Here is a 25,850-nt window from a genome sequence, read left to right as displayed (position 1 = left end):
TAACCCTTAAAACACATAGGATGGATGCCATTTACCCTTATATCACGTTTACATCGGAAAACTGGTTATTAGTTTTTTTTAGGGGGCAAATTTTCTATCACAAAATTCACCCATTTTTGTAGAGAATCCACAGTTATTCAACTGATTCATCACCGCTAAAAAACCCGATTTTTATCCTACATTTATACCACTGAAAATAACTAGTTAATTATTTTGTTTATAATTATTGCTGGGTAATACTTATATAAATCAATGAAATATTCATTTAAAAACGATTACGCTGAAGGTGCGCATCCACGGGTGCTGGAGGCGCTTGCACGCACAAATCTTTTCCAGCAGAACGGCTATGGCCTTGATGATTACTCGCTGAAAGCACAGCAACTGATAAAGCTGCAAATGGAAAGTGAAAATTCTGCCGTTCATTTTGTTTCGGGCGGAACCCAAGCCAACCTGATCGCAATCTCAGCTTTCTTAAAACCGCACGAAAGTGTGGTGGCCGCCGATACCGGGCATATTTTCACCAATGAAAGCGGCGCGATAGAAGCTACCGGCCATAAAGTTCATGGGATTTACAGCGAAGACGGAAAGCTGAAACCTGAGGATATCCAGAAAGTGATTGATGCGCATCAGAATATTCCGCATCAGGTGAAGCAAAAATTGGTTTATATTTCGAACTCCACGGAGATCGGGACGCATTACTTGAAAAATGAACTGAAAGATCTGTATACATTCTGCCGGGACAAAAACCTCTTCCTGTTTATGGACGGCGCACGACTTGGCAACGCATTGATGACCAACAACAATGATTTAAGTTTAAAAGACATCGCAAACTATACCGACGCATTTTATTTGGGCGGAACTAAAAACGGCGCGCTGATCGGCGAAGCGATTATCATCAATAACATTGCGCTGCAGGATGAATTTGGCTATCACTTAAAGCAAAAAGGTGCACTGCTTGCAAAGGGCCGTTTGTTGGGAATACAGTTCCAGGAGCTGTTTCGCGACGGTTTATATTACGAATTAGCTGCACATGCAAACCAACAGGCGATGAAACTAAAATCAGCTTTTCGGGATGCAGGCTGCGAAATGCTGTCCGAAACTTTCACCAACCAAATTTTCCCAATCCTTACGCAGGAACAAATTAACGCACTTTCTGATAACTTTGATTTTTACATTTGGAAGAAACTCGACGACGGATGCGCAGCCATCAGGATACTTACTTCCTGGGCAACTCCGGATGAAATGGTAGATAAATTCATTGCAGAAATAAAAAATTTAAAATGAAAAAATTAGTTCCTTTAATAATCCTGCTGTGCTGCAGCCATCTAAAAGCCCAGCAACCTGTAGTTGATCCGCAAATCAGCGATTTTGTGAAAAACGCAAACAAAGATTCCCTACGCGCAAACGTAGAAAAGATGGTAAGTTTCGGCACGCGTCATACCATGAGCTCTACTACAGACCCAAAAAGAGGAATAGGGGCAGCCAGGAACTGGGTGTTAGCGAAATTTCGGCATTATGCAAAAAATTCCGGAGGGCGGATGGAAGTCTATCTTCAAAATCAGGATCTGCAACCGGATGGAAAACGGATTAACAAGGTTACCAATCTTGGAAACGCCATCGCGCTTCTGAAAGGTACGGACCCGAATGACAAACGGATCATCATCATGTCCGGACATCTCGATTCACGCGTTTCCGACGTGATGGACGCACAAAGTGACGCGCCCGGCGCGAATGATGATGCGAGTGGCGTTGCTGCGGTAATTGAAGCAGCGCGTGTCCTAAGTACATCAAAATTTCCCGCATCAATTCTTTTTGTGGCAGTATCCGGCGAAGAACAAGGACTTTTGGGTGCTAAAATGCTTGCTGATCAGGCGAAAAACGAAAACTGGCAGGTTTTAGCAGTTTTGAATAATGACATGATTGGCAATAACAGTTTTGATCAGACCAATAAAGGCGAAAAACCTAAACTGCGGGTTTTCAGTGAGGGATTGCCTGCGATTGATACAGAAAAAGCTGCGGCCGGACTGCGAGCACTCGGACTTGAAAACGACGGTGGGGCACGGCAACTGGCGCGTTATACCAAAGAAACCGGTGAACGCTATGTGAAAGATATTGATATTAAACTGATTTACCGTAACGACAGATTTCTGCGTGGTGGCGATCATACACCGTTTGTCAATCACGGTTTTACGGCTGTGCGGCTGACGGATTGGTTTGAGAATTACGATCACCAACATCAGGATATCAAACTGGAAAATGGCAAACAGTACGGGGATTTAATTAAATTCATGGACTTCGATTATTTAAAGACAAATACCGAAGTGAACGTAGCGGTTTTGGCGAATCTCGCAAAGTCTCCGCAACAACCGATGAACGTAAAGATGGATGTGCGGGAACTTACCAACAGTACGGCGCTGCGCTGGGAAAAACCCGAAATTGGGAAGGTAAAAGGATATAATATCCTGATCCGCGAGACCAGCAGCCCGGTTTGGACTAAAAAAATTTTCACCACAGAAACTTCCGCTACAGTTCTGTATTCGAAAGATAATTTCCTGTTTGCGGTGCAAAGCGTTTCCGAAAACGGCAACGAAAGTCTTCCTGTGATTCCGCAGGTTTCGAGATAAAAAAAATTCCGCTTCTGAAAAAGCGGAATTTTTTATTTATAATTGAAGGAATTAACCTTCGAAATCTTCAAATTTGTCCACGATTTTCTGTGAAACTCCTGTATTACTGAATCCTCCGTCGTGGAAAAGGTTCTGCATCGTCACTTTTCTCGTCAGGTCAGAGAACATACTCACGCAATAGTTCGCACAATCCATCGCATCGGCATTTCCGAGTGGCGACATGCTGTCAGCGAAATTAAAAAACCCGCTGATTCCTTTCACACCCGCACCCGCTTTAGTCATCACTGGCGACTGAGAAATGGTGTTCACGCGCACTTTGCGCTCGCCCCAATAGTAACCGAAACTTCTGGCGATGCTTTCAAGATAAGATTTGTTGTCGGCCATATCACCATAATTCGGGAAGGTGCGCTGTGCAGCGATGTACGTAAGGGCAAGAATAGATCCCCACTCGTTCATGATGTCTTTGTCCCAGGCCGCTTTCATCACTTTGTGGAATGAAACCGAAGAAACATCCCAGCCTTTTTCAAGGAAATCGTAATTGAGGTCGGTGTAAGCTTTTCCTTTTCTGATGTTCACAGACATACCGATGGAATGAAGGATGAAGTCTATTTTCCCGTATTTTTCCTGAGCATGCGCAAACAGTTTTTCGAGATCTTCCACTGATGTTGCATCTGCAGGCACAACGTCCGATCCCGTTTTCTTCGCGAGTTCGTCGATTTCGCCCATTCTCATTGCAATAGGAGCATTAGACAGGATAAATTCCGCACCTTCTTCATGGCATCTTTCTGCCACTTTCCAGGCAATTGACTGATCGTTCAGTGCGCCGAAAATAATTCCTTTCTTCCCTTGTAGTAATCCGTATGACATAGTAATCGTTATTATTTCTCACAAATTTAGAATTTTTATTGCTCAAAGCATAAAAAAAGGGAACCAATTTCTTGGTTCCCACATCTAACTATATGAAATTATGATTAGTTGGTGCTCTTTCTCCATTCAGCTCTTACATCTTCCCCCGCGTCTTTCACATCATCGGCAGCGTCATCTGTCCAGTCTTTGGTTTTTTCCCAGGCATCAGATACCGCATCTTTGGTATCTTCCCAGGCATCTCTGATGTTTTCTTTCGCGCGGGCCATCCAGCCTTCGCTTGTTGCTACACGATTATTTCTTTTTTCTTCACGAATGTAATCTTTCGCACGGTCTGCATAATCGTTTACTGTCCACTTTGTCTGATCGACTGCTCTTTCGGCGTCGTTGTAATCTTGTCTGTCCATAATTAATTATCTTTTTGTGATTAATGAATGAAAAATGAAATTTGATGTTTACTGTTTATCAATTTCTATTCCTTAACCATTTAATGAAAAGTTAAATTATTCTTAACATAAAGCCAATATGATTAAATTAATGACCAGTTTTAAATATTTTAAATTGATTCTGTTAAATTTTTAAATTTGAATAAAAAAGAATGGAAAAAATTCGCTGCGCGTGGTGTGAAAAAGATGATCTGTACCGGAATTATCATGATGATGAATGGGGCGTGCCCATGTATGATGATCAGAAAATATTTGAATATTTGGTACTTGAAAGTTTTCAGGCCGGTCTTTCGTGGATTACGATCTTAAAAAAGCGTGAAAAGTTTCGCGCCGCCTTCGATGATTTTAATTATAAAAAAATCGCACAATACAATGAGGAAAAAACCGCAGAACTCATGCAGGACGCGGGCATCGTGCGCAACCGCCTCAAGATTTTAGCCACGGTGAATAACTCACAGCGTTTTTTGGAAGTTCAGCAGGAGTTCGGGACATTCTCAAAATACATCTGGAGTTTTGTAGACGGAAAACCGATTGTAAACCATCCAAAAACACTAAAAGACGTACCAGCGACCAGCGAGATTTCGGATAGCCTCGCGAAAGATCTGAAAAAGCGAGGTTTTAAATTTTTGGGCTCAACGGTGATGTATGCACACATGCAGGCTACCGGAATGGTGAACGATCACGTGGCGGATTGCCATTGCAGAAAAAAATAAAAAAGGAACCATCATGGCTCCTTTTTTTTGTATTCACCGTTTAATAGAGATTTCAAATCATCAAATTTCAAATTCATTATTTAATGATTCTCTCCAGCACCCACTCGATCATATTCTTCTCGGAAGCGTGGTGATCAGCTGAAAACTCGCCGCGGCGGCGGTTTGCAATTACTGAATTTACAGTTATAGCTTTATGACCTAACAGCTTGGAAAGTCCATATATCGCCGAAGTTTCCATTTCGAAATTGGTCACGCCAAGTTCATTCAACGTTTCCAAAAACTTGTCATCCAGCGCTTTAAGACGCAGTTGACGGCCCTGTGGCGCATAAAAACCAGGGAAGGTAGCGGTGTTGCCGTGGTATGTGGCATCTTTGTAATAATCTGAAATATCTTCCGCCCAATCTGCAAAATAAAGCATCGGCTTGATCCTTTCGTAAGGGAATTTCTCCAAAAAGTTTCGTGAAAATTCGTTTTCGAAACTGTAGTCCTGATAAAAATGCAGCAAACCGTCAAGACCGACCACATTTTTAGTGACCAACATATTGTCAACTTCTATATCTGGATTTACACTTCCGCACGTGCCTAACCTAAACAGCTGCAATGCTTTATGTTCGGATTTGAACTCTTTTTCCTTAAGGTCGATATTTACCAAAGCATCGAGTTCGTTCATCACGATATCGATATTTTCGGTCCCGATTCCGGTTGACATTACACTGATTCTTTCACCACGCAAGGTGCCAGTATGAGTATAAAATTCGCGTTTGTTTTTTTTGATTTCTACCTTGTCAAAATATTTCGAAACCTTCGGAACACGGTCAGGATCTCCAACCAGGATTATTTTATCTGCGATATCTTCGGGTAAAAGGTTGAGGTGATACACACTGCCATCCGGATTCAAGACAAGTTCGGAGGCGGCCAGTTTGTTAAGCATAATTTGTTGATTTAATTAAAAAAATCCTTTCAGAAAAAGGATAATAAAGGTAAGAAATATTTCGGTGAAAAAGAGTGCTTCCCGCGTCTATCCGCCTACCCGTTTGGTTTTATAACCCATGTCATTGAGTATTTTCATGATCTTGTCGCGGTTATCACCCTGAATTACAACCACTCCGTCTTTCGCAGAACCGCCTATACCGAGTGTGGTTTTAATTTTTTTTGAAATATGTTTTAAATCATCTTCCGATCCTTCAAATCCTTCGATAAGGGTCACCGGCTTTCCGTGGCGGCCTTTTTTTTCGAATTTGCAGATGAGCGGTTCCTTCTGCACAAAGATTTCTTTCTCTTCCTCAAGATCGAAATCCTGCTCTTCATGCGTCGGAAAGAGGTTTTTCAGTTGGTCACGTAAATCCATAGGCAAATTTAGTAAAATAAGATTTCCGCCAAATCTTAAAGTTTTCATAAACACAAATTATGGTTCGCTTGGTTCCGAACTAAACATTTATATTTGCGGGTTATTTAATTAAAAATGCCATCAACGCTACATATTGACGAAGAAATTTTCCAGGATATGGTGAGATTTTATGGTGAGACATTCAATCTTCCACCGCTTTCTGCCAAGATTTATTCGTATCTCATTTTCGATTTTGAGCGCAAAGGAATTTGTTTCGATGACTTCATCCAAATATTTTCCGCGAGTAAAAGTTCGGTTTCGGCAAATCTGAACTTATTGCTGAATGCAGAACTTATCCGCGATTTCAACACGATCAACGGTCGGAAACGGCTTTTCATGATCAACGATAATTATATCAACATCCGCTTTTCCGCGATTATAAATAAAATGAAGCAGGAATTACTAATTTTGGATAACCTGCAGAAATTCCGTGGCTGCGCGAATGAGACTGACGTCAACCGCTTCCTCATTTACAGACAGTTACTGAATAAAAACATTGAAACCATAGAAGAAACCCTCGATAAAATCTAAATATGAAAAATACAATATTTATACTTTCCTTTTCGCTGCTCAGCGTCCTTTCCTGTAAAAAGACCGACGAAAAACCACCGGAAGGACCGAAAGAACTGCCTGTTGTTCAGGTTCAGGTAAGAAATGTTACCGGCTATCAGTCGTTCCCGGCATCTATTCAGGGTCGCGTAAACAACGATGTGCGTGCGAAGATCCAGGGCTATATCACTCAGGTTTTGGTAGATGAAGGACAATATGTTACGAAAGGGCAACCTCTTTTCCGTCTGGAAACCAATACGCTTACGCAGTCTGCCGGCGCGGCCAGAGCAGGTGTAGGTGCGGCGCGATCGGGTGTTTCTGCAGCAAGAGCCAACATCAATGCTGCGCAGGCAGAAGTAAACGCTTCGCAAGTGGAGGTTAACAAACTAATTCCATTGGTCCAAAAAAATATCATCAGCAACGTTCAGCTTGAAACAGCGAAAGCAAATCTGGCAAGTTCACAGGCAAAACTGGCCCAAGCGCGCGCGGCAGAACAGCAGGCAGCTGCAGGCGTTTCTGAAGCTACCGCCAATTATCAGGGTGTACAGGCCAATATCGATTATTCTGTAATCCGTGCGCCGATTTCCGGCGTCATTGGGAAACTGCCGTTACGCGTTGGAAGCCTGGTAGGTCCGAATGACCCTACACCTCTGACCACGGTTTCAGACACGAGCGGTATTTACGCATACTTTTCAATGAACGAGCGAGAATATCTGGACTTTCTCGAAGATTCAGTGGGAGCCACGGTTCCTGAAAAACTAAAAAATTTACCTATGGTTGAATTGGTATTGGCGAATGGCAGTACTTATTCCGAAAAAGGAAAAATCGAGGCAGTAACGGGTCAGATAGATCCGCAAACCGGTACTATTCAGTTCAGAGTTTCATTTAAAAATGCCGATAAATTGCTGACCAACGGCAACAGCGGCACCATCCGCGTTCCAAAACTTTATGATCAGGCCCTCGTGGTTCCTGAAAGTGCCACATTCGAGCAGCAGGGTCTCGTTTACGTTTACCGGGTTGAAAAAGATACCGCGAAAAACATCCTCATTGGCGTCACAGACCGTGTAAACAATATGGTTGTAGTGAAAGACGGCGTGAAAAAAGGCGATCCAATCGTAGCGCAGGGTGTTGGGACTTTGAAACCCGGCACGGCAGTGAAATCCAAGCCCGCCGATTTTGATGAAATAGTAAACGCTATAAAACCAATATTCTAATGGTAAAGCAGTTTATAAACAGGCCGGTTGCGGCCAGTGTAGTTTCGATATTGATAATCATTCTCGGAGTTTTGGGCTTGCAGGCACTTCCTGTCACCCAATATCCGGATATTGCGCCACCAACCGTCAGCATTAATGCAAATTATACAGGTGCGAGTGCCGAAACGGTTATGAATAGCGTAATCATTCCGATTGAGGAGCAGGTAAATGGTGTTGAAGGCATGGATTATATTACCTCCTCGGCTAGTAATAATGGTTCGGCAAACATCCAGGTGTTTTTTAAACAAGGCGTTAATCCCGATATTGCAGCTGTAGAAGTTCAGAATAAAGTTCAGCGTGCCCTTCCGCTCCTGCCGGGAGATGTGACGCGTTCCGGAGTTACCGTGCAGAAACAGCGTACAAGTGCGCTGATGTTCCTCTCATTTTATACTGACAATAAGGACCTTGACGAAGTTTGGCTTCAGAATTATTTGAATATCAACATCATACCGGAACTTAAAAGGGTAAACGGTGTGGGTGATGCACAGGCTTTTGGCGGCAAGAATTTCTCTATGCGTGTTTGGCTTGATCCTGCTAAGATGGCGGCTTATTCACTTGAACCCACCGATGTTACCGCAGCAATCAACGAACAGTCACGTGAAGCGGCTGCCGGACAGCTCGGGCAGAACAGCGGAAATGCGTTTGAGTACGTGATTACCTACAAAGGTAAATTCGATGATTCAAAGGAATATGGTGACATCATCTTAAAATCCCTCGGAAATGGCCAGTTTCTGACGCTTAAAGATGTCGCCGAAATAAAACTCGATGCGCAGTCTTACAGCTCGATCGGTGAAAACAACGGTCGCCGTTCCGTAAGTATGGGTATTTTCCAGACGCCGGGTTCAAACGCACAGGATATCATTAAAGACATAAAAGTTTTCCTCGAAGAAAACCAGAAAACAATGCCTGAAGGCGTTGGTTATACCATCAACTTTGATACGAACGACTTCCTGGAAGCGTCGATCGGTAAGGTTGTAACCACGCTACTTGAAGCTTTCCTGCTCGTATTTTTGGTGGTGTATATTTTCCTTCAGGATTTACGTTCCACACTTATTCCGGCGATCGCTGTACCAGTCTCCATTGTAGGTTCATTCTTCTTCCTGAACCTTTTGGGATATTCATTAAATCTGCTCACGCTTTTCGCGCTGGTTTTGGCCATCGGTATCGTTGTAGATGACGCTATCGTAGTTGTAGAAGCCGTTCACGCCAAGATGGAAAACGGTTTTGCCGATGCAAAGAAAGCCACTGTGAGCGCGATGGACGAAATTACGGGCGCCATTATCTCTATTACATTGGTGATGGCTGCCGTTTTCATTCCGGTAACCTTCATCACAGGACCTACCGGTGTATTTTATCAGCAGTTTGGTATTACATTGATTGTTGCGATACTTATTTCCGCAGTGAATGCATTGACCTTAAGTCCGATGCTTTGTGCCCTGTTCCTAAAACCGAATGCCGCACATCATAAGGAATATTCTCAAATGAACTGGCTGCAGAAATTCTTCTTTAAATTTAATGTGGCCTTTAAATCAGCCACAGACAGATACGGACGCTCATTTGTATTTCTCCTTCGACACAAGTGGGCTACACTGGTGATCTTTGCGGTTGGCGGACTCTTTTTCTGGTGGGCGAATGCGAATATGCCGTCAGGATTTGTACCGAAAGAAGACCGGGGAATTATTTTCACAGATGTTTCACTACCGCCAGGAGCCTCGATGGAAAGGACATATAACGTACTGAAAGATCTTCAGGATGAAGCAAGAAAGATTCCGGGCGTGGCAAACGTTACCTTCACCGCAAGCCGCGGATTCATGTCGGGCAGCGGTTCGAATGCGGGACAGGCTTTCATCAGGCTAAAATCTTTTGATGAGCGTGCAAAAGAAGATGATCAATCTGTAGAGGCCATTACAAAAAGACTTTTCGGTTTGGCCGGGAAATATCCTGATGCGAAAATCGTATTCTTCTCGCCGCCAAGTATTCCGGGTTTTGGTAGCAGTGATGGCTTTTCAGCGGTTCTTTTAGATAAATCAGGCGGAAACCTGAAACAACTTGACGATGCGGCCCGAAACTATTTGGGTGCTTTGATGCAGAGACCTGAGATTCAGTTTGCGCAGACTTCATTCAACACCAACTATCCGCAATATGAAATGGTGATTGATGTGCCAAGGGCTAAGGAAACCGGCGTTTCTGTGTCGGATATCCTAAGCACAATGCAGGGTTATGTTGGAGGCGTATATGCCGCGGATTTTACCAAATATGGAAAGCAGTTCCGGGTAATGGTACAGGCATTCCCCGATGCTAGGAATGAACCTTCTGATCTGAGCAGTATTTTCGTAAAAACCGCTTCGGGCCAGATGGCGCCTATTTCCCAGTTTGTAACGATGGAAAAAACTTTCGGACCGAAATCTGTAGAACGATATAACCTGTTTACTTCCGTATCGATGTCCGGGTCGAACAATCCTGGTTACTCCACCGGTGATGCGATCCGAGCCGTGCAGGAAGTAGCTGCCGAACATTTGCCCGCTGATTATGTAGTGGAATTCACAGGCCTTTCAAAAGAGGAATTAAGCGCCGGATCCCAGACAGCGGTCATATTCCTGCTGAGTTTGGTTTTTGTGTACTTTATTCTGGCGGCACAGTACGAAAGTTTCCTGTTGCCTTTGGCCGTAATCATTTCGCTGCCACTTGGTGTTTTCGGTGCTTATTTCGGACAGAAAGTTGCCGGGCTGGAGAATAACATTTACTTCCAAATCGCTTTGATTATGCTTGTCGGACTTTTAGCTAAAAACGCAATTCTGATTGTTGAATTCGCTGTTCAACGGCGTCATCACGGTGAAAGCCTTTCGATGGCGGCGATAAATGCGGCAAAAGCACGTCTGCGTCCGATTTTGATGACTTCATTCGCGTTTATTTTCGGGATGTTACCACTGGTCTTTGCTTCCGGAATTGGTTCGGTAGGTAACAGATCAATCGGGACTGGTGCTGCGGCGGGACTTCTGATCGGTACTTTCTTCGGATTACTGGCAATTCCGGTGCTGTTTGTGATTTTCCAGTGGTTACAGGAAAAAGTGAAACCCATCAAGGCGAAGGAAATCAATTTAGCTGAATAACCCTAAGACTCGCGTCATTAATTAAAAACAAAAAAATGAAAGATAAGTTGCGTACAAAAAACATACTTTGGCTCGTGGGCGCATTGGTTTTGCTGTCCTCGTGCACAGCGCGGCAAAAGTATGAACGCCCCGCGGACGCAGTGGATGGGGACCTGTTCCGAACTGATAAGCTGATATTGGATTCTTCAAGCCTTGCCACGATTTCATGGCGCGAAATCTTCACCGATCCGGTACTACAGCGCCATATTCAGCAGGGACTGGAAAACAACCTCGACATACGACTCGCACTGCAGAATATCACGCGTGCCGAGGCCTATTTAAAACAAAGTAAAGCAGCCTACCAACCTACAGTGGCTGTTGGTCCTTCCTATACATTCCAAACACAGTCGCTGAACACGCAGCTAGGCCAATTGGGTGGCGGTACGCGAAGGTACAATGATATATTTGACCTTAGCGGCGACGTCTCATTGGACCTCGATATCTGGGGGAGAATGAAAGCTGAGGAAAGAGCCCGTGCGGCAGAATATTTCGGTTCTGTAGCTACACATCAAGCGGTGAAAAGCGATTTGGTGGCGGCTATTGCGTCCGCATATTATCAGCTACTCACATTCGATGAGCAAAAACGGATAATTGGTGAGACCATTTCCCTGCGTCGCAAAAACCTTGAAACCACGCGCGCACTGAAAGAAGCCGGAACGCTGACCGAAGTTGCCGTACAGCAGAGCGAAGCATTGGTTTACAATGCAGAATCTATGCTAATAGACACCAATACCCAAATAGAACTTCTTGAAAACGCGATGAGCTACCTTCTCGCGGTTCCTTCGCAAAGAATTGAAAGAACTACGCTCGCCCAGCAAAAGATGCCGGCAAACTACAAACTTGGCTTCCCTGCAAACTTGCTTGCAAACCGCCCGGACGTTCGTGCGTCAGAGTATAATTTAATGTCAGCCTTTGAACTTACAAATGCGGCAAAAGCACAGTTTTATCCCACACTTCGGATCACGGGAAGCGGCGGCCTTCAAAGCCTGGCGATAGATAACCTATTCAGTGCAAATTCATTGTTTGCGAATGTGATTGGTGGACTTACACAGCCTATTTTGAATAAAAGGCAGATCCGAACGAACTATGAAGTAAGCTTGGCAAACCGTGAAAGTGCTTATCTGAATTTCCGCAAGACTGTATTGCAGGCCGGACGAGAAGTTTCTGATGCTTTAAAAGTTTACGAAGCGCAGGATCAATTTATTGATTTGAAGAGAAAAGAACTCGCGGCGTACCGCAATTCGGTGGAATATTCTCAGGAACTTGTGAACTATGGTATGGCCAATTATCTTGAGGTTTTAAATTCGTCGGTGAATTCACTGAATGCAGAACTGAACATCTCTAATGCTGAATACAACAAAATGCGCGCTGGCGTAGAACTGTATCAGGCTCTTGGCGGCGGATGGCGTTAAACTGAAAATAATATGAATTAAAAAAGCTGGAAAATATTTCCAGCTTTTTTAATCTAAACTATGTTTACTTAAGTAATGCGTTAAAAGTATCACCTTGGCGAATATCGCCGGTATTGTAACCTTTCATAAACCATTCTTTTCGCTGAGCCGAACTGCCATGCGTGAAACCTTCCTGGTTTACGTACCCTTGAGAACGCTTCTGAATATTATCATCACCTACGGCTTCTGCTGCAGAAATAGCTGCCTCAAGATCGCCTGGCTCTAAAATTTTCTCGCGGTTGTCTGTGTATTTGGCCCAAAGTCCGGCATAGAAATCTGCCTGAAGTTCAGTAGCAACAGATACACGGTTCATTTCACTTTCAGAATATTGGCCACTGCGACGCAACTGATCGGTTTTCTGTAAGGTGCCGAGCAGATTTTGCACGTGATGCCCCATTTCGTGAGCCATCACATAAGCTACTGAAAACTCGGTAACCTGTGCGCCGAATCGCTGCTGCAGTTCTTTGAAAAAACTCATATCCATATACACCGTTTGGTCTGCCGGACAGTAGAAAGGACCCATCGCCGCCTGCGCGGTGCCACACCCCGACTGCGTCATCTGCTCAAACATCACCACTTTGGCAGGTTCATACTGCATCCCGTTTTCCTGAAAGATTTGATTCCAACTACGTTCGTTTTCAAAGGTGATCATCTGTACAAATGCACGAACTTTAAGTTCATCCGCAGTGAGGTCGCGCTGTTCCGTTTGTGGACCCATACTGCCGCCACCGGATAATATTGCGGATGGATCGCCACCAAGGAAAAATACGATAGCCGCAATGATCATTGTGCCAAGACCACCACCTACAAGCATTCCGCCACCACCTGAGCCGCGTCTGTCATCTACATTTCCACTCCGGTTATTTGTCCATTTCATAATAGTTTATTTTTTGAATATTAAATGTACAAAAAATATACCCCGAATGTAAAACACGGCGCGTAACGCTAAGTTGAGTTTTAAAAAATGATTAATGAAACCTGTACAGAAGGCTTTTTTTGCTTTCGCCAACTTTCACCAAATCAGGCGAAGCCGGGAGTGAGGCCTTATCGCGTTTACGAACGAGCAGAAGAAAATCCTGGTTATTTGTCTTGAGACTGTCGAGCTTTTCGGCGGGAATGGTTTTCACACGGCCCCGGCTGTAAAACTGGCTAGAATATGTCTTTTCAGAGAGATAAAACAGGTTTTCACCTTTGTAATCTCTCAGGATATACTTGTCTGTGTTTGTGTTATTTTCAAACACACCGGGAACAAATGCAAGCAGAATAATTAAAACCGAAAGCGCCGGCAGAACCAATGCGGAATAGATGTAGGCTTTCTTATTTTTAATATTTTCCCAGGAGGTGGCAACAAAAAGCGCAAGCGGGAAACAGCACGGCAGAATATAGGTGTGGATAAGACTTTTTGATGAAGTAAAGAACACAGGCGTCCACAGGATCCAAAGTGCCAGGAAAAGCAGCCAACGGTCTTTCAGGATCACTTTAGGTTGACGCACTATTTTATTTGCAAAAAACAAGATCCACGGCAGTGCAAGTGAGAAAAGGAAGACCCAAATAATACCAAACGGCTGAATTTTCGGGAAACCATACTTGTCACCTGTCCAGGAAGCATCAAAAAAACGTTTGTAATGTTCGCCGACAAAAAAGTATTCGAGGAAGCCGGGAGTGGTTTTTTCCGCCAGCCAATACCAAGGAATTGCAAAGGCAGATACTATTAAAATACCAATAAGCCACGGGAACGAAAAAAGCACTTTTCTAAAAGATTTAAACCAAACTGTCCAGGCAAAGAGCGGTGGACCCGTAAGTAAAAGGATGATGGGTCCTTTCGCCAAGAATCCTAAACCAATAGCCATAAAGAACAGATAGCGCCAGATTCGCTTTCCTCCATTCACCGTTTCCCAGAACGAAACCATCATCAGTGTAATCGACAAAAGCAAAGTCATGTCTGTGGAAACTACACCTACGTGCAGCAGGAATTCAGGAAGGGTAAAAAGCACAAAAGCCGGAAGCAGCAACGGCACGCCCGCACGTTTTGCGAACGGCTTCATGAGCCAAACAAGCAAAAGTGAGATTGCAAATGCCGGAAATCTCACCGCAAATTCATTTACACCAAAAATCTTAATTGAGATTGCTGAAAGCCATGTGGATAAGGGCGGCTTTGCCCAAAACGGCGTGTCATAATCGATCTGTGGCGTGATCCAGTTGCCGGTGTCAGCCATTATTCTTGCAATTTCAGAGTAGCGCGCTTCAGTTTGATCCATCAGCGGGATCAGTGCATTAAGAAGAAGTCGGGCCACGATCATTACGGCCAGGGCTACTTTATAGAAGTTTGGATGATTATAAAATTCAGTTCTGCGCATTGCGGTATTTTTTAACGATTAGAAAAAGATCGGTCCAAAGCCTAAAAAAGTAGGTGAACTTTACTTTAGATTCAGCCACATCATGCCAGCGCTGAAGCGGAATTTCGCGGCAAACCCGTGACATGTTTGGGCCACCAAATCTGTTTTTAATTCTGAAAAATATCTCCACATCAAACAGCCAGCGTGAAAGAAAACCCTCTGTAAAAACTTCCCGCGCCACATCTGCGCGCAAAACTTTGCAGCCACACTGCGTATCGTACACTGCGAAACCAAGCGCTTCGGAAATAAATGTCGCGATGACACGCCCCACGTAGTGACGGTATTTTTTGCGCGAAATTTGGTTGTCAATCTTTGAAATTCGGGCGCCAAATGCGAAAACTACATCGCCAGAAATATTTTCGGAGATTGAGATCCATTCCTCGAGTGAAGTAGCGAGATCGGCATCGAGGTAACCGATGCTCTCGTAGTCATGCTCCAAACATTTAAGCACGCCAGCACGCACAGCAGCTGCCTTGCCCACATTCTGAATTAAATCAACAATCTGCACGTTTTCATGAAACTGTACCTGCAGATTCTTCAGAACGGCAACCGTATCATCCGTAGAACCATCATTTACAAAAACCAGAACGCACGAAACCTCATTTTGCAGGAAATTGGCGTATTCTGCCACAGGCAAACGCGTAGATTCATTGTAGCACGGTATTACGATGGCTTTATTCAAAAATTCAAATTTTTAACTGACAAATCCGATGTGACCGGACTTACCCGAAAGTTTTCTTTTAAAATCAATCATCTGCAGTGCAGTAACAGCCGCCTCTACCCCTTTGTTACCAAGATCGCCGCCGCTACGCGCCACAGATTGCTCTTTGGTATCATCGGTCAGCACACAAAAGATCGTCGGGACATCCGTAAGGATGTTGCAGTCTTTGATGCCCTGCGCCACCGCCGAACACACAAAATCGAAATGCGGCGTTTCTCCGCGAATTACGCAGCCAATAGAAATCACCGCGTCAAAGGTGTTTTCTTTGCAAAGCTGCATCGACGCATAGCTGAGTTCGAATGCGCCGGGAACTTTAAAAACATTGATATTCTGCGCCGGCACACCTTCCTGCTGAAGGATTTGTAGAGCGGCATCACGCAGGTTGTGGGTTACAAAATCATTCCACTCCGAAACAACAATGCCAATTCTGAAAGAACCGGCATCATCAATTTGTAATGGTTTGTAATCGGAAAGATTTACCGTGGCCATTTTTTCATTTTTATTAGTAATATTTCACCATTTCGATATACGCATCAGACATGCCGTTATCGTAATCCTGGTACTTTTCGTCAATCGCTGAGAAATATTTCTTTGCTTCGCTGTTTTTCTTCAAAGCTAAAGCTACGATACCCGCTTTGCGTGTAAAATAATACGTAGTGTAAGGATCTTCCGATGCCGAAGTGGCTTTATCCAGAAGGCTTAATGCGTCTTCATTCTTATTTAAATTCAGTTGAGCATCAGCCATTGCACCGAATTTCAATGCCATCAGCACATCATTTTTCGATGAAAATTTATCGAGCAGATCGTAAGCTTCCTGGTATTTTCCTTCTTTAAATTTAAGCAAACCGGCGTTGTAAGCAGAAAGCTTCCCAACGTGCGTGTCAGAGAAATCTTTGTAAGTACCCAAATATCCAGGATTTGCAGCGGTTTTTCCACCCAAAGCCAGATCCTGCTTACCATCGGCAAGGTTTTTCTGCGCTGCCAGATAGCTTAAAGTGGCTTCCTCATTTCTTGGTTCTACATAAAACTGCTCATAGGCAAAATAGCCAAGCACTGCTGCTACAAGGAATACGAAGACCAAAGCGAGTTTTTTCGCATGTTTCTCAATGAATCTTTCTGTATCCAGTGCACCTCTGTCCAGATCTTTGAAGACTTCTACGGTTTCTTTACCTTCAAGTTCTTTCTTATCGGTATGCGTTGTATGTTTTGCCATAATATTTTTAAAAATTGAAGTGCAAATTTAGCGGTTTTCGCAGGATATACAAAATATTGGTTTAAAAAACATTCTGTCTGAAAATCTGCGCGGTTTATTTAAATTATTTTAATGATATCTGATTTAATATTCGATGATGCTGAAAATTTCAGCGTTGAAATCTTTAAGCCGGTTTTCACCCTGGAGATCTTTCAAACCGATCAAAAAACTGAACTGTGAGACCGTAGCGCCCTGCTTTTCTACAAGTTTTGCGGCGGCTTCGGTGGTTCCGCCAGTCGCGAGCAAGTCATCGTGAATCAATATGCGCTGTCCGGCTTTGATTTGTCCGGTACGCATCTCTATTTCGGCTGACCCATATTCAAGATCATAACTTTCGGCTACGAATGGCGGCGGTAGCTTGCCGGCTTTACGGATCAGTACAAACGGAACCTTCAGCGCGACAGCGATGGCAATTCCAAAAAGGTAACCGCGACTTTCGATTCCGCAGACCGCATCTATCTTACCGCGGCTGAAATTCACAAATTCGCCGATTATATCTTCGTACAGGTCGGGATTTAAGAATATTGGCGTAATGTCTCTAAACAAAATACCATCTTTAGGAAAGTCCGGAATGGACTCAATGGCTTCTTCCAAACGTTTTACCAGTTGCGGCTCACTCATCTCAGTTGATTTTGTAACTAGAAATCTTCCATTCTCCATTGACATTCTTTAAGCCGAATGTCACTTGCAGCGCTGTAGTTTTACCGCTTTTATCGGTCACATCATACGTGGCATCCACGCTTGCACTGCCGGCGGCAGTATTCGTAGTACTGATATTTTTTACGTTAATACTTTTTACCGCACCAAAACCTGACGTAGGATTAGAGAAGCTTTCGTACGATCCCCACGCCGGATTATCGGCAGTATCATAGGCACCCCTAAGATTTTGTGAGCTCAGGCTGTTCAGAAATTTTGTCACACTGGCTTTCGGATCCGCCGTTGGCACCGCGGGCGAAGTGTCTGTACCGGTTGGCACATCTGTTCCGTCAGTTGTAGGATCAGTTGTAGTTGGCAATTGCGTATCTACAGGAGTTCCTGCCGGCATCAGCAGTGCTTTCTGGTTGACGGGAACACCAATTTTAGACATTTTGAAAGTTTTCTTCGCCGTTTTAGCGGACACGGTGATGTCTATCTTGCCGTCCGTAATTTTACTCGCTGGCAAGGATGCAAACCGTAAACTGAAACCTTTGAAATTATTGTCGGTCATCAGGTTTTTCGCCGTCAGAATTCTTGTTCCGGCACTGAAGACCTCCATTGTAACCTCAAGAGCCGCACCGGAGAACGTTATCGCGTTTCCGCGGTTGTCTAGAAGCCTTGGCACGATCTGCAGTGATTTAGGACCTAAAATACTGTCCTGTGCTGTTGGCGTGACCGTAAGGCCGAGCGAACTGGCTGAAATATCGTTTGGATCTGATTCTTTTGCCTCTTCCTCGCCAAAAATATTCATTTCACCTAAAGACGGCGGACCTGTGCTGCTCCAATCGATACCGTTTCGCTGCGCAACCTGATCTGCAAGAGCGAAAATCTGTGGAACCTTCATTCCGTTGATAAGCTTTCCCAACGCATTCAATTCGTTTACATCCCCTTCCGCTTCTACGCCGAAAGTCTTGAGAATGTAAAGTGCTTCGTTGAATTTGACCTGCTGCAGGGTATTCAGGCTGCTGGCCATGTCATTAATACTCGACTGAAAAGACCGTGTGGTGGATGCATCCACCGAATCTTTTTTACAGGCAACCATTAAAAATGAAAATATAAGCAGGAAAAGTAATCGTTTCATAAACGCGTGATTTATACAAAATTAAAAAAAATCCCGACATAAGCCGGGATATATTGAGTTGCGTATTAGCGCACTAACTTAGAATGGATATTCGTAAATCTTTGATTCTTTCACGAATGGGTTGCCTTCCGGTATCAGTTTCAGTTTTGAAAGGGCCGTAAGTACGACGAATACAAACAATCCGACCCCAAACAGTACCGAACCAAGGTTGAGAAGCAGGACCTCCGGAGTTCTCCAGAACGGACCTACTGTTCCCGGCATCACCATGTTAAAGTAATCTAGCCAGTGACCTACGAGAACGATAACAGCGACAGTTGTCACAACCGTATAGTTTCTCTTGATGCTTGAACTTACCAAAACCAACAATGGAATAAGGAAGTTTAGGATAAGCATCGGAAGGAAAGTTGGCGAGTAATATTTAAATCTGCCAAAGAAGTAATTCACTTCCTCCGGAATGTTTGCATACCAGTATAACATGAACTGACAGAACCAGGTATATGTCCAAAGCATGCTGCTCGCGAAAAGGTAAACCCCTAAATCGTGCAGGTGATTATCATTGAACTGAGGTAAAACACCTTTTTTCTTTAAATAAACACTGATAAGGATGATTGCGGCAATCGCGGAAGCAAGACAGCTTACCATTGCATACCAAATATACATCGTAGAATACCAGTGCGGATCGATAGACATCAACCAATCCCAAGCCCAGGCAGCAGATGCGAACCCGAAGAATGCGATGTAACCAACACTCCAGTTATAGTAGCTGGCGTATACTTTACGGTCTTTGGTCTCATCTACGCGCTTAGACAAACTTTTCAGTTTCCAGGCGAAGAATGAAGCACCAAGAACATAAATTAAAGTACGGACAGCATAGAACGGAATATTTAGGAACGTTTGTTTTTCGTACAGAATCGGATCGAAATGTGGATCTCCAGGCGTGGTGAGCTCCGGATCCATCCAGTGGAAGAGGTGACCGAAATGGGTCACGTTCAGCACCATTAAAATAATTAGGATAGCACCCGCCCATGGAATGAAAGAAGCTATAGCCTCCATCACTCTGAGGATGATTATAGACCAACCAGCGTGTGCCGCGTTCTGAATACAGTAAAAGAAAAGTGCGCAGCAGCTGAGTGCAAAAAGGAACACGGCTACAATATGGATAGCAGCCAATGGCTGGTTGCCCACCTGAAGTTTAGCATGATCCAGATGTGCCTGATGGTCTTGCGGACCCACAAGCTCGCTGGAATGCGTAGGTGCATGGTTGCCGCCTGCGTGCACAGCTTCCATCATGTGTTCTATACGTGTATCATCAATTCCTTTGTTCAGGAAATAACCCGCACCAAAAAGCACTAATCCAAGCGCGATGAATATGATGGAATATAATCTCAATTTAGGTGAAAAACTATACATTGTAAATCTTTTTATTTTTTAGGATTTGTGGATGCATTTCCTGCGCCTTGCTGCGCGGTAGGTGCTGGTGATCCGGCTCCGGGAGCAGGTGTTTCCGTAAGTGCCGCGGCAGCGCCCGGTGTAGAGGTCGTAGTACCTGCTACTGCTGGAGATGCTGCTGCTAAGCCACCTTTAAACTCGTTCATTACATACATTGCAACTCTCCACTGGTCGCCAGGCTTTAGTTGACCTGCATAAGAACCCATAGCGTTTCGGCCATGTTTGATCACATATTGTACGGACGCTACCGTAAGTTCACGGTCCTTATAATTTGGAACACCGCTGTAAGCTCCACTTGCTACGATAGGTCCCTGACCGTCACCACCAGTTCCGTGGCAAGCCGCACAAGCCTGATTGAAGAGTACTTTTCCGCGCTCTATATCTTTCTGCTGGTTTCCGGCCTGTAATGGCGAGGTAGTAATCTGTTTCGAAGCGTCGTAGCCGGCATTATACATATCCACTGTCATACCCGAATTGGCTGCAGGTGATACTACTCCGTCAGCATTCTGAGCAACCGTACCGTCAACCGGACGAAGACCTGTTGCACCACCGTTCTTTACGAACGCGGGATTTTGGTTTTCGCGGTCAGTATAAGCGTCATCAGCTTTCATCAATGGGTCATAAGCTACCGGGAAATACATATCCGGGAAGTATACCAATGGTGGATTTTCCTTGCTGCAAGAGCTAAGTGCCATGGCTGCAAATCCTACGATCGCTGTAATTTTAAATATATTCTTTGTCATGTTCGGACAATTTTATTTTTTTTAAATAATGATACCTGGCAGGCAATCACTTACACATCCTTCATGGTGATTTCTTCAACGCCGGTGTCAACAAGGATTTGCTTTACTGCTTCTACGTTATCACTTACCAGCTCAATCATGAACTTGTCATCCGTTGTTCTTGGGTCCGGGTTCTGTGGCGGACAGCCAGGATACATCTTATTACGGAACAGGAAGGTAAGCGACATAAGGTGAGCCGCGCAGAAAACCATCAGTTCAAACATCGGTACTACGAATGCCGGCATATTTTCTGCCCATGAAAATGCAGGTTTACCCCCAATATTCATTGGCCAGTCATGGTTCATCGTGTAATAAGTGACCAAAGCACCGATCGTAACACCATAAACAGCATAGATAAAGGCAGCATCAGAAATTCTTGTTTTCTTAAGGCCTAAAGCTTTATCAAGACCGTGCACCGGGAAAGGTGTATAAACCTCGCCAATCGCGATACCCTTGTCATTGAAGGCATGTACTCCATTCAGCAGATCATCATCGTCTGCATAGATGCCAAATATTTTTTTAGTGGTGCTCATCTTCTTCTTCTTTTGCTTTATAAGTTTCACCAGAAATCTTCAGAATCGTCTTCAGTTCGGCCTGTGCAATTACCGGGAAGGTCCTTGCATAAAGTAGGAACAGCACGCCAAAGAAACCGATCGTTCCGAGATATACACCTACATCAATGATGGAAGGTTTAAACATCGTCCACGAAGACGGCAGGTAATCTCTTGAAATGTTGATTACGATAATATCAAATCTTTCGAACCACATCCCGATGTTGATTATCAAAGCGATAATGAACGTCGCGATGATGTTTGTACGTACTTTCTTGAACCAGAACGCAGCAGGAACCACAAGGTTACAGATAATCAGCGCCCAGAATGCCCACCAGTAAGGTCCTGTAGCAGCACCTGGTGAAAGGTATGTGAAATCTTCATAACGTGAACCCGAATACCATGCGATGAAATATTCAGCAGCATAAGCTACGGTCACCATACCACCAGTTACGATGATTACGATGTTCATGATTTCGATATGATACATCGTTATATAATCTTCAAGATGCGCAACTTTTCTAGCCACAAGGAGAAGCGTCTGTACCATCGCGAATCCGGAGAAGATTGCGCCCGCAACGAAGTACGGAGGATAAATGGTAGAGTGCCATCCTTTGATCACCGAAGTGGCAAAGTCAAAGGATACCGTGGTATGTACCGAGAATACAAGTGGCGTCGCAAGACCTGCAAGTACGAGAGATAACTCCTCGAATCGCTGCCAATGTTTTGCTTTACCGCCCCATCCGAATGAAAGGAAAGTGTAGATTCTCTTGGTCCAAGGCGTTTTCGCACGGTCACGGATCATCGCAAAGTCAGGGATAAGACCCATGAACCAGAATACTGTGGAAACCGAGAAATAGGTAGAAATCGCGAACACGTCCCAAAGAAGTGGTGAGTTGAAGTTCGTCCAAAGTGAACCGAACTGGTTTGGTAATGGAAATACCCAATAACCTACCCAAACTCTACCCATGTGTATCACCGGGAAGATAGCAGCCTGCACTACCGCGAAAATTGTCATCGCTTCGGCAGAACGGTTTACGGACATTCTCCAACGCTGACGGAAGAGTAATAGTACTGCGGAAATAAGTGTTCCGGCGTGACCAATACCTACCCACCAGACGAAGTTTGTAATATCCCAACCCCAGTTATTGGTTCGGTTCAGACCCCACGCACCGATACCGGTACCGATGGTGTATGCGATGCAGCCAAATCCGTAGATGAACAGCACCAGCGCAATCCAAAAAGAAATCCACCAAAGTTTTCCGGCTCTTTCTTCGATAGGTCTTGCGATATCTTCTGTAATATCGTGATAAGTCTTATGACCAATAATTAAAGGTTCCCTTATCGGAGCTTCGTAATGTCCTGACATTTTTTACCTATTTATTATTTTAAACATTTTGTTCTTTTCTGTTTCTCACCTTCGTGTGGTAGAAAACATTTGGTTTGGTACCGATTTCTTCAAGAAGCGTATATCTTCTGTCAGACTTGAACAGTGAACGGATGTTTGAATCCTTGTCATTCATATCACCAAACTTAAGTGCTCCGGTAGAACAGGCATTCACACATGCAGTTGTAAACTCACCGTCTTTCACTCTGCGACCTTCTTTCTTAGCTTCAAGAATAGTTTTCTGAGTCATCTGGATACAAAGTGAGCATTTCTCCATCACACCACGCGTTCTGGTTACCACGTCAGGATTCAGTACCATTCTTCCTAGATCATTATTCTGATTAAAATCAAATTTATCATTCAGGTTATAAGTGAACCAATTGAAACGACGCACTTTATAAGGACAGTTGTTCGCGCAGTATCTGGTACCGATACATCTGTTATACGCCATTTGGTTCTGGCCCTGCTTACCGTGAGAGGTTGCAGCTACCGGACAAACAGTTTCACATGGTGCATGGTTACAGTGCTGGCACATTACCGGCTGGAAGATCACATCCGGATTGTCCGCCGGGTGATTCAAAATTCCGCTTTCCTTGTCGAGGAAATGTCCATACATTCCAGGTACATTGAGGTCGGCAGAGATCGCTTCTTCCTGAGAAAGTTTGCGGTCTTTGTTCGTATCGTAATCTGCAGGAACATCTGTTGAATAGTAACGGTCGATTCTCAACCAGTACATATCACGCGACATTCTGATCTCTTCCTTACCTACTACAGGCACGTTGTTTTCTGCCTGACAAGCGATGATACACGCGCCGCAACCTGTACATGAGTTCAGGTCAACTGACATATTGAAGTGTGGCCCGTCAGTTTCATCGAATGAATCCCAAAGGTCAATTTTTCCGGAAGGAAGTGCACCTCCGATTGTGTGATATTCCAAAGGCTTGTTCCAGCCTAATTTTTCGTCGTCAAATTTTACATTGAGGAAAGTGTCCAGAGAAACTTCTCTCGCAATTTCATAACGGCCCATCAGGGTATTTTGGAGCTGCATACCTGCAAACTCATGCATTCCGCTAACCTTCTCAAGCTTTACATTAGAAAGCGCAAAGTTTGATCCGTCAAAAAGTGGGAAAGCATTCACACCTGTCTCGGCAACTTTACCCGTGTCTTTTTTACCATAACCTAAGGCAAGACCTACGGAACCTTCTGCCTGACCAGGCTGAATGAATACCGGAACATCTTTCACAGTAACACCGTTCACAGTCACGTTCACGATAGAACCATTAAGCTGCATACGAGCATTGAGGTCGTTATCAAGACCAAGACGTTCTGCATCTTTAGGTGAAACCGTCAGGTAATTATCCCATGAAAGTCTGGTGATTGGATCCGGAAGTTCCTGAAGCCAAGGGTTGTTGGCCTGCGTTCCGTCGCCCATTGCTGTCTTTGTGTAAAGAACAAGTTCAAGGTCAGAAGCTTTCATACTTTCAAGCTCTGCTGCTGCCTGTGCGGCATTTCCACCGGCGTAAGCAAGACCTGCAGTATTTCCGCCAGCCATTACTCCATTATACAGTGCATTGTTAAATGTTGCACCGCCAATCATTGTACCCGCATTGGCTTTCAGATAGTCATAATAGTTATTTGCCGGATTGTTCTTACCGTTCATCCACACCAAAAGTGATTCTTCAATCTGTCTTGATTTGTAGATTTTCTGAATTGTAGGCTGCATCAGCGTATAAACACCAGTTTGTGGTGCCATATCGCCCCAGGATTCCAACCAGTTTGCCACCGGAATTACAGCTTTCGCTGCTTTGTACATTTCGTTTTTCTTATCAGCTACGGCAATCACATGCGGAACGCGTGCCAGTGCTTTTTTGAAGTCTTCTGAACGGTTATTTGAGTACAGCGGATTCACGTTGTTCGCAATCAGTACACCTACCTGCCCAGTATTCATCCAGCTAACAAACTCCTGGAAACGTTTAGCATCAAATTCTTTAAGGAAATTTGCCTTACCCGTAAATGCGGTAGAACCCAGTTTTTGGTTGATCAAATGTGCCAACACATGCGCACCTTTAGAACCATCAGCGAAAACAACTGCGTTGCTTCCTTTTGCCTGAAGTTCTTTTACGATCTCACCGGCTTCTTTGCTGGTATTACCACCATTCAGACCGTTGTAAACCTCTACCAACACCTTGTTTACAGCGCTTGGTTTCAGTTTGATACGGCTGTCGGCATTCGCACCGGTAAGTGACATGTTAGATTCTATCTGAATGTGTCGCAACATGTTTGGTCCCGGAACTCTAGCTGCAGCATAAGTGCCTTCCAGTGATCCACCGTTGTATTCTCCGAGGAAATCTGCCTGGAAAGAAACCACCAACTGCGTTCTAGAAAGATCGTACACAGGCAGTGCACGCTGACCGAAAACTTCCTCAGCAGCATCCAGTGCGGATGTGCATGGAATGGCATCATAAGCTACAAGCTCGGCGGTTGGGTATTTGGTTTTAAAATCAGCGAAAAGCTTTTTGAATGTTGGCGAAGCGAAAGAATGCGACAGAACCACGATTCTGCGGCCATTGGTCTGTGCTTCGTTCAAACTTTTGATAACATAGTCATCTACTTTATCGAAAGTTTCGTCTTTGCCGTTCAGTTTTGGCTGCTTCACCTTATCATTATCATAAAGTGAAAGCACAGCTGCCTGAGCACGAGCATTGGTTTTGCCCAGTTCACCAGCTGCAGGATTCGGTTCAATCTTGATAGGTCTTCCTTCCCTTGTTTTTACCAAAACACTCGCAAAATCAAACCCATCAAAATAAGTAGTTGCGTAATAGTTCGGAATCCCCGGAATGATCTCATGCGGTTTTACAACGTACGGAATGGTTTTGATAACCGGCGCCTCACAAGCTGCAAGCGTCACGGCTGCCGTAGAAAAACCTAAAAGCTTCAGGAAGTCTCTACGTGATGAGCCTGAGCCGCCACTTTTTGATCCTCCTAATAAGTCATTCACCGGAATTTCCTCCTGAAATTCTTTTTGAGCCAGCTTTGCCGTTAAACCTGGATCTTTCAGTTCCTGAATACTTCTGAATTGTATTTTATTTGAAGCCATTG

General features: G+C 44.3%; 23 protein-coding genes. 7 read left to right on the top strand and 16 right to left on the bottom strand.

All coding sequences use genetic code 11. The features are described 5' to 3' along the window. Positions 1–252 precede the first annotated feature (252 nt). Both H9628_RS03445 and H9628_RS03440 read left to right on the top strand, forming a co-directional pair. Complete coding sequence (locus H9628_RS03445; RefSeq protein WP_251832716.1) at positions 253–1,284, top strand: threonine aldolase family protein; 1,032 nt, start codon at positions 253–255, stop codon at positions 1,282–1,284. Then, the gene (locus tag H9628_RS03440) at positions 1,281–2,624 is read left to right on the top strand and encodes a M28 family metallopeptidase (protein WP_251832715.1); all 1,344 of its coding nucleotides are present in this window, start codon (positions 1,281–1,283) and stop codon (positions 2,622–2,624) included. Before H9628_RS03445 ends, H9628_RS03440 begins: the two co-directional genes overlap by 4 nt. 51 nt (positions 2,625–2,675) lie before the next feature. Here H9628_RS03440 and H9628_RS03435 read toward each other — a convergent pair whose 3' ends face one another. Then, positions 2,676–3,491 carry an enoyl-ACP reductase FabI gene (locus H9628_RS03435; protein ID WP_251832714.1) on the bottom strand — a complete coding sequence of 272 codons (816 nt, stop codon included), beginning with the start codon at positions 3,489–3,491 and terminating at the stop codon, positions 2,676–2,678. 104 nt (positions 3,492–3,595) lie between these two features. Then, positions 3,596–3,895 (bottom strand): hypothetical protein, encoded by a 300-nt coding sequence (locus H9628_RS03430; RefSeq protein ID WP_251832713.1) that lies wholly within the window; start codon positions 3,893–3,895, stop codon positions 3,596–3,598. A 191-nt stretch (positions 3,896–4,086) separates the two neighbouring features. Between H9628_RS03430 and H9628_RS03425 the strand changes: the two genes are divergently transcribed. Beyond that, positions 4,087–4,647, top strand: coding sequence for a DNA-3-methyladenine glycosylase I (locus H9628_RS03425; protein WP_251832712.1), 561 nt, complete (start codon positions 4,087–4,089; stop codon positions 4,645–4,647). Positions 4,648–4,723: 76 nt separating this feature from the next. On the opposite strand, the gene H9628_RS03420 is transcribed toward H9628_RS03425, so the two are convergent. Continuing rightward, the gene (locus H9628_RS03420; RefSeq protein WP_251832711.1) at positions 4,724–5,578 is read right to left on the bottom strand and encodes a nucleoside phosphorylase; all 855 of its coding nucleotides are present in this window, start codon (positions 5,576–5,578) and stop codon (positions 4,724–4,726) included. Positions 5,579–5,665: 87 nt separating this feature from the next. After that, entirely contained in the window at positions 5,666–5,995 is a 330-nt protein-coding gene (locus H9628_RS03415) for a translation initiation factor (protein ID WP_251832916.1), read from the bottom strand. Between the two features lie 114 nt (positions 5,996–6,109). Here H9628_RS03415 and H9628_RS03410 point away from each other — a divergent pair, with 114 nt between their 5' ends. From H9628_RS03410 to H9628_RS03395, 4 genes are read left to right on the top strand one after another with little or no spacing between them, the layout of a single operon-like run. After that, positions 6,110–6,565, top strand: a complete 456-nt coding sequence (locus H9628_RS03410; protein WP_251832710.1) for a transcriptional regulator — start codon at positions 6,110–6,112, stop codon at positions 6,563–6,565. A 2-nt stretch (positions 6,566–6,567) separates the two neighbouring features. After that, positions 6,568–7,797 (top strand): efflux RND transporter periplasmic adaptor subunit, encoded by a 1,230-nt coding sequence (locus H9628_RS03405; RefSeq protein ID WP_251832709.1) that lies wholly within the window; start codon positions 6,568–6,570, stop codon positions 7,795–7,797. After that, positions 7,797–10,946 carry an efflux RND transporter permease subunit gene (locus tag H9628_RS03400; RefSeq protein ID WP_251832708.1) on the top strand — a complete coding sequence of 1,050 codons (3,150 nt, stop codon included), beginning with the start codon at positions 7,797–7,799 and terminating at the stop codon, positions 10,944–10,946. The genes H9628_RS03405 and H9628_RS03400 overlap by 1 nt, the downstream gene beginning before the upstream one ends. Positions 10,947–10,981: 35 nt before the next feature. Continuing rightward, complete coding sequence (locus tag H9628_RS03395; protein ID WP_251832707.1) at positions 10,982–12,397, top strand: efflux transporter outer membrane subunit; 1,416 nt, start codon at positions 10,982–10,984, stop codon at positions 12,395–12,397. A 64-nt stretch (positions 12,398–12,461) separates the two neighbouring features. Here the strand turns inward: H9628_RS03395 and ypfJ are convergent, their stop codons facing one another. From ypfJ to H9628_RS03335, 12 genes are all read right to left on the bottom strand, one after another. Further along, the gene (gene ypfJ / locus H9628_RS03390) at positions 12,462–13,313 is read right to left on the bottom strand and encodes a KPN_02809 family neutral zinc metallopeptidase (RefSeq protein ID WP_251832706.1); all 852 of its coding nucleotides are present in this window, start codon (positions 13,311–13,313) and stop codon (positions 12,462–12,464) included. 91 nt (positions 13,314–13,404) lie between these two features. After that, positions 13,405–14,793, bottom strand: a complete 1,389-nt coding sequence (locus H9628_RS03385) for an ArnT family glycosyltransferase (RefSeq protein ID WP_251832705.1) — start codon at positions 14,791–14,793, stop codon at positions 13,405–13,407. Continuing rightward, positions 14,780–15,514: a glycosyltransferase gene (locus tag H9628_RS03380; protein ID WP_251832704.1), complete on the bottom strand. Its 735-nt coding sequence runs from the start codon at positions 15,512–15,514 to the stop codon at positions 14,780–14,782. The genes H9628_RS03385 and H9628_RS03380 overlap by 14 nt, the downstream gene beginning before the upstream one ends. A 12-nt stretch (positions 15,515–15,526) precedes the next feature. Beyond that, on the bottom strand, positions 15,527–16,042 hold the full coding sequence (ribH, locus tag H9628_RS03375; protein ID WP_251832703.1) for a 6,7-dimethyl-8-ribityllumazine synthase: 516 nt from the start codon (positions 16,040–16,042) through the stop codon (positions 15,527–15,529). Positions 16,043–16,055: 13 nt separating this feature from the next. Then, positions 16,056–16,766, bottom strand: coding sequence for a YfgM family protein (locus H9628_RS03370; protein WP_251832702.1), 711 nt, complete (start codon positions 16,764–16,766; stop codon positions 16,056–16,058). Positions 16,767–16,889: 123 nt separating this feature from the next. Further along, positions 16,890–17,426: an adenine phosphoribosyltransferase gene (locus H9628_RS03365; RefSeq protein ID WP_251832701.1), complete on the bottom strand. Its 537-nt coding sequence runs from the start codon at positions 17,424–17,426 to the stop codon at positions 16,890–16,892. A 1-nt stretch (position 17,427) separates the two neighbouring features. Continuing rightward, positions 17,428–18,582 (bottom strand): hypothetical protein, encoded by a 1,155-nt coding sequence (locus H9628_RS03360; protein ID WP_251832700.1) that lies wholly within the window; start codon positions 18,580–18,582, stop codon positions 17,428–17,430. A gap of 78 nt (positions 18,583–18,660) precedes the next feature. Next, positions 18,661–19,992 carry a quinol:cytochrome C oxidoreductase gene (locus H9628_RS03355; protein WP_251832699.1) on the bottom strand — a complete coding sequence of 444 codons (1,332 nt, stop codon included), beginning with the start codon at positions 19,990–19,992 and terminating at the stop codon, positions 18,661–18,663. 11 nt (positions 19,993–20,003) lie between these two features. After that, complete coding sequence (locus tag H9628_RS03350; RefSeq protein ID WP_251832698.1) at positions 20,004–20,774, bottom strand: c-type cytochrome; 771 nt, start codon at positions 20,772–20,774, stop codon at positions 20,004–20,006. Positions 20,775–20,824: 50 nt separating this feature from the next. Further along, positions 20,825–21,346, bottom strand: coding sequence for a DUF3341 domain-containing protein (locus tag H9628_RS03345; RefSeq protein WP_251832697.1), 522 nt, complete (start codon positions 21,344–21,346; stop codon positions 20,825–20,827). Beyond that, positions 21,333–22,733 (bottom strand): NrfD/PsrC family molybdoenzyme membrane anchor subunit, encoded by a 1,401-nt coding sequence (nrfD, locus tag H9628_RS03340; protein ID WP_251832696.1) that lies wholly within the window; start codon positions 22,731–22,733, stop codon positions 21,333–21,335. The genes H9628_RS03345 and nrfD overlap by 14 nt, the downstream gene beginning before the upstream one ends. Positions 22,734–22,752: 19 nt before the next feature. Further along, complete coding sequence (locus H9628_RS03335; protein WP_251832695.1) at positions 22,753–25,848, bottom strand: TAT-variant-translocated molybdopterin oxidoreductase; 3,096 nt, start codon at positions 25,846–25,848, stop codon at positions 22,753–22,755. Positions 25,849–25,850: the final 2 nt, after the last annotated feature.

Source organism: Kaistella pullorum (assembly GCF_014837035.1).
GTDB classification, from domain to species: Bacteria; Bacteroidota; Bacteroidia; order Flavobacteriales; family Weeksellaceae; genus Kaistella; species Kaistella rhinocerotis.
This window is presented reverse-complemented; position numbering and strand designations above follow the sequence as displayed.

What these genes read in the sequence shown, in the direction of transcription:
- H9628_RS03445 (WP_251832716.1), top strand. Translation starts at nt 253, where the DNA reads ATGAAATATTCATTTAAAAACGATTACGCTGAAGGTGCGCATCCACGG.
- H9628_RS03440 (WP_251832715.1), top strand. Translation starts at nt 1,281, where the DNA reads ATGAAAAAATTAGTTCCTTTAATAATCCTGCTGTGCTGCAGCCATCTA.
- H9628_RS03435 (WP_251832714.1), bottom strand. Translation starts at nt 3,491, where the DNA reads ATGTCATACGGATTACTACAAGGGAAGAAAGGAATTATTTTCGGCGCA.
- H9628_RS03430 (WP_251832713.1), bottom strand. Translation starts at nt 3,895, where the DNA reads ATGGACAGACAAGATTACAACGACGCCGAAAGAGCAGTCGATCAGACA.
- H9628_RS03425 (WP_251832712.1), top strand. Translation starts at nt 4,087, where the DNA reads ATGGAAAAAATTCGCTGCGCGTGGTGTGAAAAAGATGATCTGTACCGG.
- H9628_RS03420 (WP_251832711.1), bottom strand. Translation starts at nt 5,578, where the DNA reads ATGCTTAACAAACTGGCCGCCTCCGAACTTGTCTTGAATCCGGATGGC.
- H9628_RS03415 (WP_251832916.1), bottom strand. Translation starts at nt 5,995, where the DNA reads ATGGATTTACGTGACCAACTGAAAAACCTCTTTCCGACGCATGAAGAG.
- H9628_RS03410 (WP_251832710.1), top strand. Translation starts at nt 6,110, where the DNA reads ATGCCATCAACGCTACATATTGACGAAGAAATTTTCCAGGATATGGTG.
- H9628_RS03405 (WP_251832709.1), top strand. Translation starts at nt 6,568, where the DNA reads ATGAAAAATACAATATTTATACTTTCCTTTTCGCTGCTCAGCGTCCTT.
- H9628_RS03400 (WP_251832708.1), top strand. Translation starts at nt 7,797, where the DNA reads ATGGTAAAGCAGTTTATAAACAGGCCGGTTGCGGCCAGTGTAGTTTCG.
- H9628_RS03395 (WP_251832707.1), top strand. Translation starts at nt 10,982, where the DNA reads ATGAAAGATAAGTTGCGTACAAAAAACATACTTTGGCTCGTGGGCGCA.
- ypfJ (WP_251832706.1), bottom strand. Translation starts at nt 13,313, where the DNA reads ATGAAATGGACAAATAACCGGAGTGGAAATGTAGATGACAGACGCGGC.
- H9628_RS03385 (WP_251832705.1), bottom strand. Translation starts at nt 14,793, where the DNA reads ATGCGCAGAACTGAATTTTATAATCATCCAAACTTCTATAAAGTAGCC.
- ribH (WP_251832703.1), bottom strand. Translation starts at nt 16,042, where the DNA reads ATGGCCACGGTAAATCTTTCCGATTACAAACCATTACAAATTGATGAT.
- H9628_RS03370 (WP_251832702.1), bottom strand. Translation starts at nt 16,766, where the DNA reads ATGGCAAAACATACAACGCATACCGATAAGAAAGAACTTGAAGGTAAA.
- H9628_RS03365 (WP_251832701.1), bottom strand. Translation starts at nt 17,426, where the DNA reads ATGAGTGAGCCGCAACTGGTAAAACGTTTGGAAGAAGCCATTGAGTCC.
- H9628_RS03360 (WP_251832700.1), bottom strand. Translation starts at nt 18,582, where the DNA reads ATGAAACGATTACTTTTCCTGCTTATATTTTCATTTTTAATGGTTGCC.
- H9628_RS03355 (WP_251832699.1), bottom strand. Translation starts at nt 19,992, where the DNA reads ATGTATAGTTTTTCACCTAAATTGAGATTATATTCCATCATATTCATC.
- H9628_RS03350 (WP_251832698.1), bottom strand. Translation starts at nt 20,774, where the DNA reads ATGACAAAGAATATATTTAAAATTACAGCGATCGTAGGATTTGCAGCC.
- H9628_RS03345 (WP_251832697.1), bottom strand. Translation starts at nt 21,346, where the DNA reads ATGAGCACCACTAAAAAAATATTTGGCATCTATGCAGACGATGATGAT.
- nrfD (WP_251832696.1), bottom strand. Translation starts at nt 22,733, where the DNA reads ATGTCAGGACATTACGAAGCTCCGATAAGGGAACCTTTAATTATTGGT.
- H9628_RS03335 (WP_251832695.1), bottom strand. Translation starts at nt 25,848, where the DNA reads ATGGCTTCAAATAAAATACAATTCAGAAGTATTCAGGAACTGAAAGAT.